This window comes from Rhodoferax sp., assembly GCF_028715765.1.
Classification (GTDB): domain Bacteria; phylum Pseudomonadota; class Gammaproteobacteria; order Burkholderiales; family Burkholderiaceae_C; genus Rhodoferax.
Genome location: NZ_JAQURE010000005.1, coordinates 14,466 through 31,098 on the forward strand (window position 1 = coordinate 14,466; position 16,633 = coordinate 31,098).

Below are 16,633 nucleotides of genomic sequence, written 5' to 3' on the forward strand. Positions count from 1 at the left end.
GATGGCTTTTTTTCATCCCACACATTGATGAGTCCGAAAATTTCTTATCTGCTCAGGTGAGTATTTCAGCCCGCTGAGCAACGTATCCGTATCCGCCCCCAGCCTGGGCGGGTTCAGCCGCACGCCCAGGCGTTGCCCATCCATGGTGAACGGGAACAGCGTGGCCTTGCTGGTTTCACCTGCGTGCGCGCCGTCTGGCAACACCATATCCGCCAGCCCGCCGGTGGCCAGCAGGTGTTCGTCGTCAAACAGCTCCTCGGGTTTGCGAATCGGCGCGTAAGGCAGTTTGTTGGCTTCCATCAGGTGCGCCACTTGCGCAGCGCTGTAGGATGCCAAGCGCTCGCGCAAGATGGGCAGCAGCGTCGGACGCTCGCGCACGCGGTCGTTGTTTGACGCGTAGCGTGCATCTGTTTTCAGGTCGGCCAAGCCAAACACCGCGCAAAACGTGGCCCACTGGGCATCACTCACGGCCGAGATAAAAATCTGCTCGCCGTCTTTCACGGTAAATACGTCGTACACCCCCCAGGGGGAAATGCGCGCTGGCATGGGGGCTGCGGGCTGGCCGGTCATGGCGTACTGCAGCATGTGCTGGCCGACCAGAAACACGTTGTTCTCGAACAGCGCACTCTGCACCTCTTGCCCGCGGCCGGTGATGCCGCGCTGAATCAACGCCCCCAGCGCGCCAATGGCACCAAACATGCCGCCCATGATGTCGTTCACGCTGGTGCCCGCGCGCAGCGGGTCGCCGGGGCGGCCGGTCATGTAAGCCAGGCCACCCATCATCTGCACCACTTCGTCCAGCGCGGTGCGGTGCTCGTAGGGGCCTGGCAAAAAGCCCTTGTGGCTCACATAAATCAGCTTGGGGTTTTGGGCCGACAAGGCGGCGTAGTCCAGGCCATATTTGGCCATGGTGTCGGGCTTGAAGTTTTCCAGCACCACGTCGGCACTGAGCGCCAGCTTGCGTGCCACCTCGGCCCCTTCAGGCTGGTGCAGGTTGATGGCAATGCTTTTTTTGTTGCGGTTGAACATGGGGAAAAAGCCCGCACCCGCGCCCAGCAGGTAGCGTGTGCGGTCGCCTTCCAGCGGCTCCACTTTGATGACCTCTGCCCCCATGTCGGCCAGCACCATGCCACAGGTGGGGCCCATCACCATGTGGGTGAACTCCACCACGCGCAAACCCGCCAGAGGCAAGGGGCGCGCAGCGCTGGGGGAAGTGGCGTGAGCAGTCATGTGGTTCATCTCTCAAATACAGGGGGTGGTCATTATTTCCCATGCGCAGGGCACAGTGCATTACCTGCATGGCGGTCAAAGCTGTTGCTGCAAAGCGCCGGTGGATACACCGTTTGGGTTACGTAAAATCTGAGCATGAACCACACCCTCACTGCCTCGCACCAGCCCACTGCCACTGCCCCTGCCCCGCGTGCGGTGTTGTTTGATGCTTACGGCACCTTGTTTGACGTGTACAGCGTGGCTGAACTGGCTGAAGACTTGTTCCCCGGCCACGGGCAAGCACTGAGTGTGCTGTGGCGTGACAAGCAAATTGAATACACACGCCTGGTGACCACCTGCAACCACGGCGCGCATTACCGGCCGTTTTCTGAGCTGACCCGTGCCGCACTCGTGTATGCCATCAAAAAGATAGCTGCTCACGCTTATGAATCAAGCGCTACAGCCGAATTTGTGATAGAAAACGAGCCAGCCATTGAAATGCTGATGGCGCAATACCAGCACCTGGATGCATTTCCTGAAAACCTCTCGGTGTTGCAACAGCTCAAAACCATGGGCATTCCCACCGGGATTTTGAGCAATGGCGACCCTGCCATGTTGCGTGCGGCGGTGTATTCGGCGGGCATGGATGACCTGCTGGGCCACGTCATCAGCGTCGACGCTGCGCGCAAATTCAAAACCCACCCAGAGGCCTACGCACTGGGTGAGCAGGCTACCGGCTTGCCTGCCGCAAGCATTTTGTTTGTCAGCTCCAACGGCTGGGACGCACTGGGTGCCACCTGGTATGGCTTTCAAACCCTGTGGGTCAACCGCTCGCAGTTGCCGTTTGAAGAACTGGGCTGCCAACCCACCCGCACCGGCCACAACCTGACCGCCGTGCTGGACTTTTTTACCGCCTGACGCTTTCACTGCCCCCTTCGCTCCACCCCTTTCATTCACTCTGCCCTCCACCATCATGACCGAACGCATCACCAAAAATGGCCTGCAAGTTGCCACCAACCTCGCCCAATTCATCGACACCCAAGTCTTGCCTGGCACCGGCATCACACCGGCCAAGTTCTGGAAAGGCTTTGGCGCTTTGGTGGCTGATCTGGCGCCCAAAAACATCGCCTTGCTGGCCGAGCGCGACCGCCTGCAAACCGAGCTGGATGCCTGGCACACCGCCCACCCCGGCCCGATTGCCGACATGGCCGCCTACCGTGCCTTCCTTGAAAAAATCGGCTACCTGGTTGAACCACCCAAAAAGGCACGCATCACCACCACCCATGTCGATGCCGAGCTGGCCAAGCAAGCCGGCCCGCAGCTGGTGGTGCCCATTTTGAACGCCCGCTATGCCCTGAACGCGGCCAACGCACGCTGGGGCAGCTTGTACGACGCGCTTTACGGCACGGACGTGATTGACGAAACCAAAGGTTGCGAAAAGGTCAACAAAAAAGGCGGCTACAACCCCAAACGCGGCGCCAAGGTGATCGAATACGCCCGCCTGGTGCTTGACCGCTGCGCCCCACTCAAAAAAGGCTCGCACGTGGACTCGGTGGCCTACCTTGTGAAGGCTGACAAATTGGCCGTCAAACTGGCTGACGGCAGCACCACCAGCTTGCAAGACAACGCGCAGTTTGTCGGTTTTCAAGGCGAGGCAAAAGCCCCCAGCTCGGTGCTGTTTGAGCACAACGGCCTGCACCTTGACTTGATCATCAACCGCGCCACCACCATTGGCGCGGCAGATGCTGCAGGTGTGTCAGACCTGGTGGTTGAGGCGGCTCTCTCCACCATTCTTGACCTGGAAGACTCGGTGGCGGCAGTGGATGCCGATGACAAAGTACTGGCCTACAGCAACTGGCTGGGCATTTTGAAAGGCACCTTGACCGAAGAAGTGGCCAAGGGTGCCAAAACCTTCACCCGCGGCCTGAACGCAGACCGCCTGTACACCGCGCCAGACGGCAAGAAAACCGTGCGCCTGCACGGCCGCAGCTTGATGTTTGTGCGCAACGTGGGGCACCTGATGACCAACCCGGCCATTTTGTACACCGACAAAACCGGCACCGTGCGTGAAATTCCTGAAGGCATCATGGATGCCGTGGTCACCACAGCAATAGCCATGCACGACTTGGCCAAAACCAAAAAAGACGCCATTCGCAACTCGCGCAAAGGCTCGGTCTACATCGTCAAGCCCAAGATGCACGGCCCGGCAGAAGTGGCGTTTGCCAGCGAACTGTTTGGCCGCGTCGAGAAAATGCTGGGGCTGCCAGACAGCACGGTCAAACTCGGCATCATGGACGAAGAGCGCCGCACCAGCGTCAACCTGAAAGCCTGCATTGCCGCCGCTGCGAGCCGCGTGGCCTTCATCAACACCGGTTTCCTGGATCGCACCGGCGACGAGATGCACAGCGCCATGCAAGGCGGCCCCATGATCCGCAAGGGCGACATGAAAACCAGCGCCTGGATTGCCGCCTACGAGCGCAACAACGTGCTGGTGGGCTTGAAATGCGGCCTGCGCGGCAAAGCCCAAATTGGCAAGGGCATGTGGGCCATGCCTGACCTGATGAAAGCCATGCTGGAGCAAAAAATTGGCCACCCCAAGGCCGGTGCCAACACCGCTTGGGTGCCCAGCCCCACGGGTGCCACACTGCACGCCTTGCACTATCACCAGGTGCTGGTGAAAGACGTGCAAAAAGAGCTTGAAAAAATCAATGCCGACAAAGAGCGCGATGCCCTGCTGGCTGGCCTGCTGCAAGTGCCGGTGGCCGCCAGTGCCAACTGGAGCCCAGCCGAGAAGCAGCAAGAGCTTGACAACAACGCCCAAGGCATTTTGGGCTATGTGGTGCGCTGGGTCGACCAAGGTGTGGGCTGCTCCAAAGTGCCTGACATTCACAACATTGCCCTGATGGAAGACCGCGCCACGCTACGCATTTCCAGCCAGCACATGGCCAACTGGCTGCACCATGGTGTCGTGACTGAAGCCCAGGTGAAAGAAACCTTCGAGCGCATGGCCGCTGTGGTGGACGCACAAAACGCCGGTGACCCACTCTACAAACCCATGGCCGACCACTTTGACACCTCGATGGCCTACCAGGCGGCCTGCGATCTGGTGTTCAAGGGGCTGGCGCAACCCAGCGGCTACACCGAACCGCTGCTGCATGGCTGGCGGCTCAAGCTCAAAGCTGCAGCGCGTGCTGCATAAACGCCTTTTAACTACTTAATTCATAGCTGCTCGCGCTTGATTCATAAGCGCTAGCAGCTATTTTTTCATATAAAACAATGCAAGCCACTGAGCCCTATCCACCGCAAAACTGCCCCCTGTGTGGCCAACCCAACCAATGCGCCATGGAGATAGAGCGCGCCACCGGCATCAAACAACCCCCTTGCTGGTGCAGCCAAACCGTGTTCAGTGCCGACGCGTTGAACCAAATCCCTGATGCCGCACGCGGCAAAGCCTGCCTGTGTGCCGCCTGCGCCAGCGCAACGCCATGCGCTGGTTAGACCAGTTTCCGCTGGCAGTGCTGGTGGTGCTGGCGCTGTGGATGGCGGTTGCACCCATCACCCCCGAGCCGCATTTGATTGAAAAACTGCGCATGCTCAGCCAGGGGCAACTCAGTAGACCGCTGGATATGTTTGACCTGTGCCTGCACAGCGCGCCGCTGCTGCTGCTGGTGTGGCGACTCTGGCGGCAATTTGGTCGGCGAAGTGAATCGCCTTGATTATTTGGGTTTCTTTAACGCTGGCGCGCGCGCCCGGGTAGCGTAAGGTAATTTAGGCGCAGCAAGAGGTTCAGGGTCACGCTCTGCCAATGTGGCAGGGGGTGAGGGTTGCGCAGTCAAGGCCAAACTTGAAAAGTCCAAATCCAGCATCATGCTGGTGGGTGACTCTTCTGGGGGGGGTGTCAAAACTTCAATGTCAGGCAAACTTTCATTGGCACTGGCCGGCGCCGCGTCTGACACTGGGTTGGGCACCAAACTTAACTCAGTGTCTCCAACAGGCAAGGTAAGCGCTGGCATCACAGGCACTGGCAATGGCTGAGGTGGCATCAAGCTGGGTTCTGCTGAAGGAGCGGCGGTGGGCTCGGTCAAATCTTCAGCCAAGGCGTGCAGCAGCAGCAAATCACGGAAGGCAGTCAATTCAAACGTCGGGCGCACTTGCAGGGCTGGGTCATGAAAAATGCAGGCATCCAAAAACGCCAAGGCTTGCGGCCACACCGCCGACACCTTGGCCACGACCTCAGGGTAGTCTTCCAGGTCTTTACCGTCCAAGCTGAAGGCTGGGAAGTCAGGCATCAGCACGTTGAACTTCTCCAGCATGTGGGTGCGCACTTCGCGGTAATCCACCTTCATGCCCAGCATGTGATAGAGCCCAATCAAATCCAAATACACGGTTGGGTTGGGCTCTGCAGACTCTTCAATTTGCGCCTTCAGCAAGCGTAGGGCGCGATCACTTTGCCCCAAAGTCAAAAAGAAATCTGCCTGCTGGCGAATATCCAGGATGTCATCCGCGTGAATGCGGCGCGCTGTACGCGGCAACGGTGGCAACGCAGGTAATTGCGACAAAGGCTCCACTACAGGTGTCGGTGGTTGCGGGCTGGTTGCAACTGGCGCGGTGCTTGACTCAGCCAGCGAGGCCGCAGCAGGCGCGATGAAGTTGTCCAGATCAATGTCAAGGTCTACCTCTGGCAATTTGGCAACAGGTGGCGTTGGCCTTGGCGTTGGTGGTGGCGGTGTTTTAACAGGTGCGGGTGCCTGAGCTTGCGACATCAACACGGTGGGCGACACATCCTCATGCTGCCACCAATGCGCCTGGTCAAAGCGCTGTAGCTGCTGCTTGCGCCACAGCCAACCCAGCGCGGCCAGACACAGCACGACCAAGGCCAGCAACACATACACCAGCAGCGCGGGAAGTTGTTGCGCTTGAGCCTGCTCCAGGCGACTGGTCAGCTCCAACAATTGCGCATTGTTTTTGGCCGACAACTGGCGCATGGTTTTCAATTCATCTTGCAATGCAGCTATTTGCTTGGTTTGCTTCAATGCATCTTCGGTGGGCTCGAACAACATCCAGTTGTCCATGCTGTCCATGCGATCTGAAAACACCTCAAGCGGATCGAGTTTGAGCACAGAAGCGCCGCGAGCGGGTGCCGCAGTGGGGGCAGGCGCAGCTTTAGTGGCTTTGGATTTCTTGGCTGGGGTGGCCTTTTCGGCAGAAGTTGTGGAGCTGGATGCTCGCGCCTTGGCACGAGCGGCAGCTTGTGGCTTCTTTGGCGTTTTCAGCACCGCCGCTGCACCGGGCTTGGGCTGTTGGGCTGCTGGCAACACCAGCATGGGTGCCACGGTGGTGATGCTGGCACTTGGAGCCGTGGCGTTTGACACTGGGTTGGGCACCAAGGCGGCCTCTGGCGCCAAGGCTGCACTGGTTGGGAAATCTGCCAGCAACACATAGCGCCGTTGTATGCTTGAACCACAGGTGGAACGCACCAGCACACTTACCACCGGCTCATTGACCATGGCTGCAGACTGAACTCTGACCTCAAACTCCCCCGCCACGGTGGGCTGCACACTCACCACAGGCGCACGTTGCACCATGTCGGCATGAAACACATCGGCAGCCACGCAGCTGGTGGTGACGGGTTCTGAGGCGTCTGCCTGCACCTTGACCTTGACATCCAGCGCGCGCCCGAGCACCGCAACACCCGCCAAATCGCCCAAGGTCAAAGCCTGCGCGTGCGGCCACACCAGTGCCCCAAACAGCCACAACACACCCACCCAAAGACCAGCACGGTTCTTCAAAACAGCCTACCTCGTTGAACATCAAAAACGTGTTTCAGGTTTGAATTGTCGATCAAACCAAAAGATGCAACAGCATACCCTTGACACACACTTTTTTTCATGCAAATCACCACAAAGCGCATTTTTAAGCGGTTAAAGCATCTGGGCTTGAACGCAAAACAGGCAAACTCTGCTGATCAACATCCTTCTATCACCTCTATGTGCCAGCTTCTTGGAATGAACAGCCACTTGCCCGCCAGCTTGACCTTGAGCTTTACCGGCTTTTCGCAGCGCGGGGGCTGCACTGACCATCATGCCGACGGTTGGGGCATGGCATTTTTTGAGAGTGATGGCAGTACACCAGGCAAAGGGATTCGACACTTTGTCGACAAGCAAAGCGCGGCGCAGTCGCCCATTGCCCAAATGCTCAAGCACTACCCCATCAAAAGCCACAACGTGATTGCCCATGTGCGCAAAGCCACTGTGGGGCATGTCAGCCTGGAAAACACCCACCCGTTTGTGCGTGAGCTGTGGGGGCGCTACTGGGTGTTTGCCCACAATGGCGACCTGAAAAACTTTGCACCACGGCTGCATGGCCATTTCAAACCGGTGGGTAGCACCGACAGCGAACTGGCTTTTTGCTGGCTCATGCAAGAGCTGGCCAAATCACACGCCGATGTGCCTACGGTGGATGAACTCACCCGCACGCTGCAAGAGCTGGTTCCGCAGATTTCAAAGCACGGTACCTTCAATTTTTTGCTCAGCAACGGCCAGGCGCTGTGGGCGCACGCCACCACCAAGCTGTGCTACGTGTTGCGCGCGCATCCGTTTCACCAGGTGCACCTGAAAGATGAAGACATCACCGTGAACTTGGCGCAGTTCAATAGCCCACAAGACCGGTTGGCAGTGGTGGTGACTGAGCCCCTGACCACCGATGAAACCTGGACGGCCTTCGCTCCAGGTGAACTCAAGGTGTTTGTGGATGGCACGCTGGCGCAGTGCAGTTGCCAATGCGCCGCGCCGCCCAGACCGGCACCCGCCACAGATCCGCTGGAACCCGTGGCCGTCATGGACGCAGGCGCTGCGCCTCAGTGCGAGCGAACGTGCGCAGCTTCGAGCGCTTGCAAAAACATGGCGGCCACATCAAACCCGGTTTGCGCTGTGATTTCTTGAAAGCAGGTGGGGCTGGTGACGTTGATCTCAGTAAGGCAATCACCAATCACGTCCAACCCAATCAACAGCAAGCCACGTTGCGCCAACACCGGGCCAATGGTTTGGGCAATTTCAAGGTCGCGCGGACTCAAGGCTTGCGCCACACCCTTGCCACCCGCAGCCAGGTTGCCCCGCACTTCGTTGCCTTGCGGAATGCGCGCCAGACAGTACGGCACCACTTGCCCGTCAATCACCAAAATGCGTTTATCGCCCTGCGCAATGGCGGGCAAAAATTGCTGCACCATCACGGTCTGGGCGCCCCCCTGGTTCAGGGTTTCAATGATGCTGCCCAGGTTCAAGCCATCTTCCTTGACCCTGAAAATGCCCATGCCCCCCATGCCGTCCAGCGGCTTGAGGATGATGTCGCGGTGCTCGGCGTGAAAGCGCTTGATGTCTTGCGCGTCACGCGTGACCAGCGTGGGGCCGGTGAACTGCGGCCACTCCAAAATGGCCAGTTTCTCAGGGTGGTCACGCAGGGCACGTGGGTGGTTAAAGACTTTGGCGCCTTCACGCTGAGCTTGCTCCAGCAGGTGCGTGGTGTAGACGTACTCGCTGTCAAACGGCGGGTCTTTGCGCATCACCACGGCATCGAAGTTTTTCAGGGCTTGGGGGCGCTCATGGGGGGCGGTCTGCGCGGCGCTGAACCAGCGGTGGGGGTCACCGGTCAAGGTGATGTCCCGCACATACGCAGTGACTGGCTGGCCACGTTGCCACATGAGGTCTTTGGGCTCGCAAGCACTCAAGCTGTGGCCGCGGCGAGCTGCCTCGGCCATCATGGCGAAGGTGGTGTCTTTGTAAATTTTGAATGTCTCAAGTGCGTCAGCAACAAACAGCAGATTCATGGCGTGTTCCGTTTCAGAAAAAGGGGCTTGAAAGGGTGAGTTTCAAATTTCAATCTTGCTACCCAACTCCACCACGGCATTGCTTGGCAAGTTCAAGAAATCTGCCGCGCCACTGGCGTTGAGGTGCATTTGGGCAAACAATTTCTCACGCCACTGCGCCATGCCGCTGCCAATGGTTGGCACCACAGAGTCACGCGACAAAAAGAAACTGGTGGTCATGGGGTCAAGTTCGCAACCGCGACCTTTGAGATTGAGCAGCGCTTTGGGCAAATCAGGGTCATTTTTGAAACCATAGTTCACCACCACCTGCCAACAGTCATGCCCTAGCGACTCGATGCTCAGCCGTTTGTCCATGCCAATCCAGGGCACTTCATGGTTGACCACCGTCACAAACAAATTGATTTCATGCAACACCTTGTTGTGTTTGAGGTTGTGCAGCAAGGCATTGGGCACCGTGCCCGGCGCAGCGGTCAAAAAAACCGCACTGCCCGCCACCCGAACCGGCGGGCTGACAAACACCGCATCGAGAAAACTGCCCAAGTCAATGGCATCGGCTTGCAGCTTGTGGTTGAGCAGGCGTCGGCCATCTTTCCAGGTCAACATCAAGGTAAACACACCTGCAGCAATCAGCAAAGGAAACCAGCCACCTTCTGACAACTTGATCAAGTTGGATGTGAAAAACGCCATGTCTACCACAAAAAACACGGCTGTTGCAGCCACACACAAGGCCAGCGGGTAACGCCAGGCGTAGCGAATGACAAAAAACGTCAGCAGCGTGGTGATCAGCATGTCCAGCGTGACCGCAATACCGTAGGCAGCTGCCAAATTGCTGGAAGTTTTGAATAACATCACCGCCAGCACAATCAACACAAACAAGCCCCAATTGACGAACGGCATGAAAATTTGCCCCGTTTCCTTGACGTTGGTGTGCCAGACCTGAAAGCGGGGCAAATAACCCAGTTGAATCACCTGCTTGGTGACGGAAAACGCGCCGGTAATCAGCGCCTGCGAGGCAATCACCGTGGCCAGCGTGGCCAAGCCCACCAACGGTACCAGCGCCCACGCGGGCGACATCATGAAAAATGGATTTTTCACCGCAGCAGGGTTGCTCAACAGCAAGGCGCCTTGACCAAAATAGTTCAGCGTCAGCGCCGGCATGACCACACTGAACCAAGCCAACCGAATCGGCTTTTTGCCAAAGTGACCCATGTCGGCATACAGCGCCTCGCCGCCGGTCACACACAGCACCACTGCACCCAGAATAATGAACGAGGTCAAAGGGTTCAGCCACATGAACCGCAGCGCGTAATGCGGGCTCAAGGCCCACAACACCTCGGGGTTATGCACAATGTGACTGACACCCAACACCGCAATCACCGCGAACCACACCAGAGTGATGGGGCCAAAAAACCTGCCAATGTCGGCGGTGCCACGTTTTTGCACCGCAAACAATGCAAACAAGATCAACAAGGTCAGCGGGATCACGGCTTTCTTGAAGGTGGGCGAAACCACCTCCAACCCCTCGACCGCTGACAGCACCGAAATCGCGGGCGTGATGACACCGTCGCCATAAAACAAACAGGTGCCAAAGATTCCCACAAACAGCAACAAACGGCGCAAACGTGGCTTGTCTTTGACCGACTGGGAAGCCAACGCCAGCATGGCCACCAAACCACCCTCACCGTTGTTGTCGGCCCGCAAAACCAGGGTGACGTATTTGAGTGAAATGATGACCGTCAAAGTCCAAAAGAAGATGGACAAAATGCCCATCACGTTGTCAGTGGTGAAGGGCACATGGCCTGAGCCAAACACCTCTTTGACGGCATACAGCACACTGGTACCAATGTCGCCATAAACCACGCCAATGGCACCCAAAGTGAGTGCGCGAAGTGAAGATTGAGATGTAGCCAAACAGCAGCCCATGCGCAACAGCGCGCACGCTCCAAATGAAAAGGAAGGGCTATTTTGCGTCAGAAACCGGCAGATTCAGGGCAAAGCATGCAGCACGCTTGCCTTGTTGGCATCTGCTCAATCGAAATCTTGCGCATCCGGGTCAGTGGCTTCCAGCTCATAGCTGGCGGCCAGCATGGCCAAACGCCCCACCACGCCATACATGTAAAAACGGTTGGGCAAACTAACCCCTGGTTTGACACCAGGTTGAGGCAACTGGGTGCTGTGCTCAAACGCCAGCGGCACATAGCTGGAACCCGGCGCATTGAGGTTTTCGTCCACGCCACGGCTGGCATGCACGCGGTAAAAGCCACCCACCACGTAGCGATCCATCATGTAGATCACTGGCTCAGCCACAGCGTCATTCACACGCTCTTGGGTGGACACACCTTCTTGCACCAAGAAATCCATGGCGGGTAGCGGAGTTTTACGCTCCACAGCCAACTTGCGCACCCGCTCTTTCAAGTCTTGCATGTCTTTGGCATCGCGCACCGTCACAATGCCCAGCGGATGCGTGCCATGGTCTGCCTTCACCACCACAAACGGTTTTTCTTTGATGCCGTACTCTTTGTATTTGCGCTTGACGCGTGTCAGCACCGCATCCACTTGGGCTTGCACCGCATCAAGCCCCTTGTCGGCGGCCAGCTCCACGTTTTCACAGCGGTCAAACAACGGGTAAATCAACCAGGGGTCAACCCCCAGCAGCTTGCCCAAGCGCTTGGCCACTTCTTCGTAGCACTTGAAATGTGTGCTTTTGCGCCGGGTCGGCCAGGCCGCGTGCAAGGGTGGCAGCAGATATTGCTCGTGAATGTCTTCCAAAATACCAGGCACACCGGCACTGAGGTCGTTGTTGAGCAAAATGGTGCAAGGGTCAAAGTCTTTCAAACCCAAACGGCGTTTGCCGCGCACCACCGGCTCAAGTGTCACGGTGTCACCGTTTTGCAACTCATACGTGGTGGTTTTCTTCAAGGCGGGGTCAATCGAGCCCAGTTTGACGTTCAAACCCGCCATATTGAACAAGCGCCTGAGCTGCGCCAAATTGGCCAAATAAAAGCTGCTTGGAGTGCCATTTTCAGGAATGACCAGCAAGTTGCGCGCCTCGGGGCATATCTTTTCTATAGCAGCCATGGCAGCTTGCACGCCCAGTGGCAGCATTTCAGGCGTGAGGTTGTTCCAACCCGAGGGAAACAGATTGGTGTCGACTGGTGCCAGTTTGAAACCCGCATTGCGCACATCCACTGAGCTGTAAAACGGCGGCGTGTGCTCCATCCACTCCAGCCGAAACCAGCGTTCAATGGCAGGCATAGAGTCCAGCACGCGCTGCTCCAGTTCGTTGATAGGCCCAGTCAGAGCGGTGATCAGATGCGGAACCATAAAAAACCTTGCAAAGTAGTGAAAAAAATTTCAACCAACGCAAACCCAAAAAACCATGTCTGGTGGCGCTCAAGCCATTGTGAGTCGAGTTTGCTTACAACATGAGCCTCTCAGAGCAAGAGGCCAAGCAAAAGTTCCTGTTCGAACAGCCTGAAACACGAAACTGCAAAGCCGACAGTGCCATATGCCGCTCAAATTTTTTGAAGATTACCTCATTTTCTGTGCAGGACTTCACAGTTGGGGCGACACACTGACACAGCTCACATGTTGCAGGCTTGTTACAAATTTAAAATATGCACACCTTACACATTTTTTGGAACGCTCATGAACGTCATTTTTTCTTACAAACAACTCATGCGCGGTGCGCTGGCTTGTGTGGTGTTGGCGGGTTCACAGCTTGCATTTGCCCAATCACTGCCCTCCGGTTTTGCAGCAGGCAGCGTGATCAAATTGAACAGTGGCAGCGGGCCTTTCAATGGCTCAGTGGTCTCAGGAGCAAGCACAGGCGCCTCGTTTGAGAGCTTTTGTCTTGAAAAACTTGAGTACATGAACATTGGCCAAAATTTGTACGTGCAAGGTGTCACGTTCGCCACCACCAATGCTTCAGGCACTTACCCGACGACCAGTGACCCACTTAGCTACCAAACAGCATGGCTGTTCACACAATACTCAAATGGTGCGTACAACGCCAACGCCAATGTCAAGACTGACATGCAAAACGCCTTCTGGCACCTTGAAGATGAAGTGGCGCTTTCTGCCCTGTCAAGCACAGCCCAGTCGTATGTTGCTGCTGCAAACACTGCGGTGACCAACGGTTACGCCAGCTACGGCAATGCACGGGTGTTGAATTTGTACAAAGATGCCAGCTACTCAATGCACTCTCAAGACCAGTTGGTGATGTTGGCGCCCGTGCCAGAACCCGAAACCTACGCCATGATGCTGGCTGGCTTGGGATTGATGGGTGCTGTGGCGCGCCGCCGCCAAACCAAAAAATCCGCCTGAAGCGCACTGGTTTTGAACCCCAAAAAAAGACCCGGGTGGGTCTTTTTTTGGCATTTCAACAGCACTCACCTCAAGTTTTAAAGCGCAGAAACCACACCACCGTAGCCAACACGCCCAGCACCACCACAACGTAAGGCCATTGGGCTGGTTTTTCCGCGTAGGGGTCTACCATAGAGCGCTCGGCATTGGCAGGCAATTGCGCCAGCTGGGTCAAAGACCTGCCAAACGGGATGTTGATGCGCGCGCGGGCATTGATGGCCCAGCCATTGGCGTCCAAAATGGGCCCGAGATTGCGGCTGCGCAATTTGAACCAGGCCAGCAGAACCGAAGGCCCAGAAATCAGCAGCATCAAACCCAGCAGCGCCAGTGGAATTTGCCACCACAGCAACGCAAACAAGCCCCCCACCAACGAAGCCGCCATGGTGCCAATGGCACCCACAGCCAACCCAATGGCGGCAAAAATACCGGCAAATTTACCCACATCGAATGGCGCTGGTGAGGCTGCAGGCGTTTTGGCAGCCGTGCCAGCAGCTCCTTTTTTAGAAGCATCTAGCGCAGTGCTTACCAGCTTGTCATCGGCTTCTTTGGCCTTGCTGGCGGCCATTTTTTGAAACTGCGCCCCAACCATGCGCACCAAGTTTTTGTAGGGTGCCCAAAACGCCTGGCGCAGGCTGATGGGGTTGTCAATGATTTTGCTGATGGTGGCTTGCCAGTCACGCCCCTGGCGGTCGTAAAACACGCCGTTGCGCCCCACCATCAACTGGTCAGAGTCGCCGTCGGTGAAAGCCGCAGCCACGCTGAGTTTTTCAGCACCGCGCACGCAATCGCAATACACCAAGCACATGCGCGACAAACCGGCCATGGCGGCATGCTTGGCCGCATCATTGACAGCCACACACAGCTCGCACGAACGGCCATCCAGGTACAAAGTGCCGACCTGAAACGTGGCCTTGCCCTGGCGTGTGTAAAAGTCTTTGAACGACGCAAAATTGTTGGCGAGCTGCTGCAAATCGCGCACAAAGCGCGCCAATTTTTCCAGGTCACGCAGACCATCGCCCTCTGCCAGGGGGTCGGGTTTGGCGGCCAGCCAGGCGGCGTAGGGAGCCAGCTTGTCGGTGATCGCTTGCCAGTCTGCGGCGTTGAGCGTGTTCACCTCACCCAACAGCGGCCGCACCACGGTGGCTTGCAAACTGGCCAAGCGCGCGCACCAGGCCGGGTTCACGCCCACAGTCAGTGGCAACACACCGGCGGCCGACACCTGCGCCAAAGGCATGTCAGCAATGGCTTGCGCGTTGGCCTGCAAAGCCGCAGGCGCCATGGCTTTCAAGGCGTCTTCAGACACATTGAGCGCTGCCACCGCACGCGCATCAAACGCGGCCAACTGGCAACGGGTAAAGAAGTCTTGCACCTTGGCATTGAGCTCGGTCACCAGCGCATGCGCTGCCGCGGTGGCGTCGCCCAGGGGCAGCGCATGTGCACCCGCAGCTTCCCATGCGGCCAAAGCACGCGCTGCATGTCCGGCTTGGGCGGCACTGGTTTCATCCACTGTCAGCACATCCGTCTCGGTTTTACCCAACTCTGCCGCCAGCGCCAGCGCCGCAGTTTTGATGAGCTGGCCGGGGGCGTCATCGCTGCGAATCTGGCTGATGGGCACGCCACTGAGCGACTGCACCAGCACCTCTGGCTGCAGCAAGCGCTCAAAAGCCCAGGCAATGGCAGCATTGAGCTCAGGCACGCGCACCTGGCCATCGTTGTCGCTGTCAATGAATTGCAGACTGCGCGCATCAAACTCAATGCCTTTGACAGGGCACGACAAAGCCACCCAAAGTTTTTGATCCAGCTGTGCCAGCGCTTGCAAATCTTGCGCGGTATCAATGCGAACCTGATCAAAACCACCGGCTCGAAAAAAACGCCAAGTGTGCGGAACTTCAGCCATCAATCTCTCCTAAAAATAAAGCGATTGGATGTTAGCTGCTCGCGCCCCAACGCTTGGCTCAGGGTGATCAACGCCAACTGAAATAAACCATCAAACCGTGAAATTCAATCCAGTCCGACGCCTCGACCAATCTCTGGCCAACGCTTGTGCAAGCCCAGCCAGGCCAGCAGACCAATCATCAGCATGACCACCGAAGCGCCCGCCAACGCAACTGCAGAATGCATCACCACCGGCGCAATCAGCCCGGCCACCATGCCATTGGCACTTGAGCCAATGAACGCCTGCAGGCTCGACGCCATGCCACGCCGGTCAGGGTGCAAATCCAGCACCAGCAGCGTTACCACTGGCACCATCATGGCCCAACCAAAAGCAAAAATAGCCACCGGAAGCATGGCCCAAGACACATGTGCCTTGAACACCAGGTTGGCTAGCACATTCACCAGCCCAATGCCCAGCATGATGGCAAAGCCATACTTGATTTGCTGCTTGGGTGCCAGCCGTCCCGCCATGCGCCCGCTGACCCAGGCTCCGCCCATGATGCCGCTGATGGTCAACACAAAAAACCAGAAAAACTGCGTGGGCAACAGCGCCAGGTGCTCACCCAAAAAAGCCGGGGCGGACAGCACATACAAAAACATGCCATTAAAAGGCACGCCACTGGCCAGCGCCAGCAGCAAAAAGCGTGGGTCGCGCCCCAACTGCCAGTAACCTTGCAGCAAGTTGCTCAACTTCAGTGGCTGACGCTGCGACACATGCAAAGTCTCCGGCAGCAACTTGAAATTGGCCACAAACAGCACCACCCCGACCGCCGTCAAAAACCAAAACACGCTGTGCCAACCCAAGTGTGCAAACAGCACACCGCCCACCATGGGCGCCACCGCTGGTGCCACGCCAAAGTAAATGGTGATCTGGCTCATGACCTTTTGCGCCTGCGCCGGGGCAAACATGTCCCGCACCACCGCGCGCGACACCACAATGCCCGCGCCTGTGGTCAAGCCCTGCAACGCCCTGAAAAACACCAGTTGACCAATGCTTTGCGACAGCGCGCAGCCCACCGACGCCAAGGTAAACGCGGCCAACCCCCACAACACCACGGGGCGGCGCCCGACACTGTCAGACAGCGCCCCATGAAACAGGCTCATGAAGGCAAAACCAAACAGGTAGGCCGACAAGGTTTGCTGCATTTGCAGCGGCGTGGCCTGCAGCGACGTGGCAATGCCAGCAAACGCCGGAATATAGGTATCAATGGAAAACGGGCCCAGCATGCCCAACGTGGCCAGCAGCACGGCCAGCGCCCAGCTTGGCGCGCGCCAGAGGTGGTGTGCGTCGGGGTTCATGGC

12 protein-coding genes and 1 pseudogene are annotated in these 16,633 nt (G+C 57.5%); 6 read left to right on the forward strand and 7 right to left on the reverse strand.

Annotated elements, in window-relative coordinates:
• Positions 1 to 12: 12 nt before the first annotated feature.
• Positions 13 to 1,239, reverse strand: a complete 1,227-nt coding sequence (locus PHT20_RS03025; RefSeq protein ID WP_300087894.1) for a CaiB/BaiF CoA-transferase family protein — start codon at positions 1,237 to 1,239, stop codon at positions 13 to 15.
• A gap of 126 nt (positions 1,240 to 1,365) precedes the next feature.
• On the opposite strand from PHT20_RS03025, the gene PHT20_RS03030 reads away from it, so the two are divergent.
• The 4 genes from PHT20_RS03030 (at position 1,366) to PHT20_RS03045 (ending at position 4,925) form a co-directional block, all read left to right on the forward strand.
• The gene (locus tag PHT20_RS03030; protein WP_300087893.1) at positions 1,366 to 2,127 is read left to right on the forward strand and encodes a haloacid dehalogenase type II; all 762 of its coding nucleotides are present in this window, start codon (positions 1,366 to 1,368) and stop codon (positions 2,125 to 2,127) included.
• Positions 2,128 to 2,182: 55 nt separating this feature from the next.
• Positions 2,183 to 4,408 carry a malate synthase G gene (locus PHT20_RS03035; RefSeq protein ID WP_301019373.1) on the forward strand — a complete coding sequence of 742 codons (2,226 nt, stop codon included), beginning with the start codon at positions 2,183 to 2,185 and terminating at the stop codon, positions 4,406 to 4,408.
• Between the two features lie 77 nt (positions 4,409 to 4,485).
• Positions 4,486 to 4,707 (forward strand): cysteine-rich CWC family protein, encoded by a 222-nt coding sequence (locus PHT20_RS03040; protein WP_301019374.1) that lies wholly within the window; start codon positions 4,486 to 4,488, stop codon positions 4,705 to 4,707.
• Entirely contained in the window at positions 4,695 to 4,925 is a 231-nt protein-coding gene (locus tag PHT20_RS03045; RefSeq protein ID WP_301019375.1) for a hypothetical protein, read from the forward strand. The genes PHT20_RS03040 and PHT20_RS03045 overlap by 13 nt, the downstream gene beginning before the upstream one ends.
• Here PHT20_RS03045 and PHT20_RS03050 read toward each other — a convergent pair whose 3' ends face one another.
• Complete coding sequence (locus PHT20_RS03050; RefSeq protein WP_301019376.1) at positions 4,926 to 6,998, reverse strand: hypothetical protein; 2,073 nt, start codon at positions 6,996 to 6,998, stop codon at positions 4,926 to 4,928.
• A gap of 198 nt (positions 6,999 to 7,196) precedes the next feature.
• Between PHT20_RS03050 and PHT20_RS03055 the strand changes: the two are divergent.
• A pseudogene (locus tag PHT20_RS03055) lies at positions 7,197 to 7,973 on the forward strand (class II glutamine amidotransferase); the annotation flags it as partial.
• Between the two features lie 92 nt (positions 7,974 to 8,065).
• On the opposite strand, the gene gshB reads toward PHT20_RS03055, so the two are convergent.
• The 3 genes from gshB to gshA form a co-directional block, all read right to left on the reverse strand.
• Positions 8,066 to 9,031, reverse strand: a complete 966-nt coding sequence (gshB, locus tag PHT20_RS03060) for a glutathione synthase (RefSeq protein ID WP_301019377.1) — start codon at positions 9,029 to 9,031, stop codon at positions 8,066 to 8,068.
• A 42-nt stretch (positions 9,032 to 9,073) separates the two neighbouring features.
• Positions 9,074 to 10,942 carry a potassium transporter Kup gene (locus tag PHT20_RS03065; protein WP_301019378.1) on the reverse strand — a complete coding sequence of 623 codons (1,869 nt, stop codon included), beginning with the start codon at positions 10,940 to 10,942 and terminating at the stop codon, positions 9,074 to 9,076.
• A gap of 117 nt (positions 10,943 to 11,059) precedes the next feature.
• Positions 11,060 to 12,355, reverse strand: coding sequence for a glutamate--cysteine ligase (gene gshA, locus PHT20_RS03070; RefSeq protein WP_301019379.1), 1,296 nt, complete (start codon positions 12,353 to 12,355; stop codon positions 11,060 to 11,062).
• A 324-nt stretch (positions 12,356 to 12,679) separates the two neighbouring features.
• On the opposite strand from gshA, the gene PHT20_RS03075 reads away from it, so the two are divergent.
• Complete coding sequence (locus tag PHT20_RS03075; protein ID WP_301019380.1) at positions 12,680 to 13,357, forward strand: PEP-CTERM sorting domain-containing protein; 678 nt, start codon at positions 12,680 to 12,682, stop codon at positions 13,355 to 13,357.
• A gap of 70 nt (positions 13,358 to 13,427) precedes the next feature.
• Here PHT20_RS03075 and PHT20_RS03080 read toward each other — a convergent pair whose 3' ends face one another.
• Together PHT20_RS03080 and PHT20_RS03085 are read right to left on the reverse strand one after the other, a co-directional pair.
• On the reverse strand, positions 13,428 to 15,293 hold the full coding sequence (locus PHT20_RS03080) for a hypothetical protein (RefSeq protein WP_301019381.1): 1,866 nt from the start codon (positions 15,291 to 15,293) through the stop codon (positions 13,428 to 13,430).
• 104 nt (positions 15,294 to 15,397) lie between these two features.
• Positions 15,398 to 16,630: a multidrug effflux MFS transporter gene (locus PHT20_RS03085; RefSeq protein WP_301019382.1), complete on the reverse strand. Its 1,233-nt coding sequence runs from the start codon at positions 16,628 to 16,630 to the stop codon at positions 15,398 to 15,400.
• Between the last annotated feature and the right edge of the window lie 3 nt (positions 16,631 to 16,633).